Source organism: Vibrio sp. 10N.222.55.B11, from assembly GCF_041473705.1.
GTDB lineage: Bacteria > Pseudomonadota > Gammaproteobacteria > Enterobacterales > Vibrionaceae > Vibrio > Vibrio crassostreae_C.
This window is the reverse complement of the sequence record NZ_JBFRST010000001.1, coordinates 75380-77551: the sequence shown is the minus strand read 5'-3', so window position 1 is coordinate 77551 and position 2172 is coordinate 75380. Positions and strand designations below refer to the sequence as shown.

At 43.3% G+C, this 2172-nt stretch carries 1 pseudogene; it reads left to right on the top strand.

Features of this window, described 5'->3' with window-relative positions:
• Window positions 1-1480 precede the first annotated feature (1480 nt).
• Window positions 1481-2172 (top strand): annotated as a pseudogene (locus AB4503_RS00370) (IS5 family transposase); the annotation flags it as partial.

The following is a 2172-nucleotide window of genomic DNA, read 5'->3' as shown; positions in this document are numbered from 1 at the left end:
CAATGATAAAATATATATTTAATCATTATTTTTATAATAATTAATTTATAATTTATAATGAAAAATTTAGAAAAGCGCAGTAATAATGTATATACAGAAGAGAGTTTTAACGAATCCCGCCCTCTGGCCAACTTTGAGTTCAAATGGCAAAACTTCGCCCTAACCTCCTTCTTTGGTGTGTTCGCTGGTATGCCTCTACGACTTTGAGCTCTGCCAATCTAAGTTATACGTTGGCCGAACACGGCATCCTTGTTAATCGTTCTACGATTTACAGCTGATTGGGGTATTGAACACATTTCCCCGAAAAATTCATCCTCCATCTAATTAGTAGACGATTTGGGAATCTTGCATGCCAATAGCGGAACTGGTTACATCTCAACAGAAAAATGTCCTCAGCAGTACTCATGTTCTTTAGGTTTTAAGCTCGTTACTTGATGGATTAGAGGTTGATATCGAAAGGGAAGTCCCACAAGATCCGTTGAGAGCAGTGTTTTATTTTCTCATTAGTTGCTCCCGGCCAGCTTCCATGACAGTAACCATCAACGATCTCATATGTCGTTTTTTTCTTTTTCCTATTTTGCTCAGAACCCCAGCAGAACACATCACTTGATTTGGCATTCACACATGCTCAGATTGTTACGGTGTTAACCTTAACTTCGCCGATCCCGCCTAGAACCTCTCCCTTTAACGCCCTCCTTAATTCGTGAAAGGGCGACCTTAGCCTACGTCAGACGTGATAAACTTTATAGCTCTTAGTCTTCTACAACGGCAAAAGGCAAATCATACGCTCCTTTTTGCATAACTTTTCGGCATAATTAAACCTAATTCTAGGTCGGAAAACCCCAAGCGGGCTAATTGAACTGGCCCCAAGTTTAGAGAGAGCTTTACCTGCCCTGATTCGAAAAGAAGAAATCTGAGGGTTGGGTGGTAACACTCACTCGATTACGACTTATGTCTTCCTCTGGCATAGAACTAGCAGATTCTCCCACTAAGTATTAGGCTCGTCCCTCTGCCGTGTATTGGACTCGCCCCGAAGGAGCCTCTGTCGCGTTTCTACTTCGCTTTCTACTTCGGATTAAAGAAGTTATTAAAGCCTTGGTGAAGATTAAGCACAGATTGCTGGAAGGCGATTGAATCATATTACTTCAACCATTGGTATTTACGCGATTTCTTGGCAACTGCAAGTAGTGGCTTGATGTCCTTTTTAGGATTCAGCGTGACACCATGCTTGCGGTGCATATGAGACTTTAAATGTAGAGCTTTGTTATACGCTTTTTTGTTATACGCTTTATAGCTATAACAGTTTCAACCGACTCAAATCTGTGCGTACCAGCTGTAACGAAAAACTCTCTGGCTATATCTACTTCCTCGCCATTCAAAAGCCTGCAGGCTATGCCGATAGGCTTTGTTGCGTAATTCAATAGAACTAAATCAAGAACCTACGATCTGATCAGCTACCTCCACTCTCACTCGTAGCTCTATGCCTAAACCTCGTTACAAAACAACCAACTGGCAGCAATACAACCAATCACTCATTAACCGTGGCTCTCTGACCTTTTGGATTGATGAAGAGGCGATTAGCGGGTGGGCGCAAAGCAAACAGAATAAGCGCGGTAGGCCACGTCGATTCAGTGATTTAGCTATCACGACAGCACTCATGGTGAAACGCGTGTTTTCTATGCCACTGAGAGCGTTACAAGGATTTATCAACTCGATATTTAGACTGGCCCATGTTCCATTAAGCTGTCCGCATTACACCTGCATCAGTCGTAGAGCAAAGCAAGTTGAGGTCTCATTTAAGACAAAAACGAAAGGAGCGATACAGCACCTAGCCATTGATGCGACTGGCCTAAAGGTTTATGGCGAAGGTGAATGGAAAGTCAAAAAACACGGGACAGATGGCAAGCGTAGAGTCTGGTGAAAGCTGCATATTGCAGTTGATACAAGCACTCATGAAATTATTGGAGCCGAGCTAAGTTTATCGACGGTTACAGATGGAGAAGTCCTCCCTAACTTATTGAAACAAACACGCCGAAGTATCCTTAAGGTGTCTGGTGATGGCGCTTACGACACGAGAGCATGTCACGCTGCTATTGAGATTAAGCGAGCCGTTGCGCTTATTCCCCCAAGAGAAGGGGCTGCCTTCTGGGAACGTGGTCATCCTCGAAATCT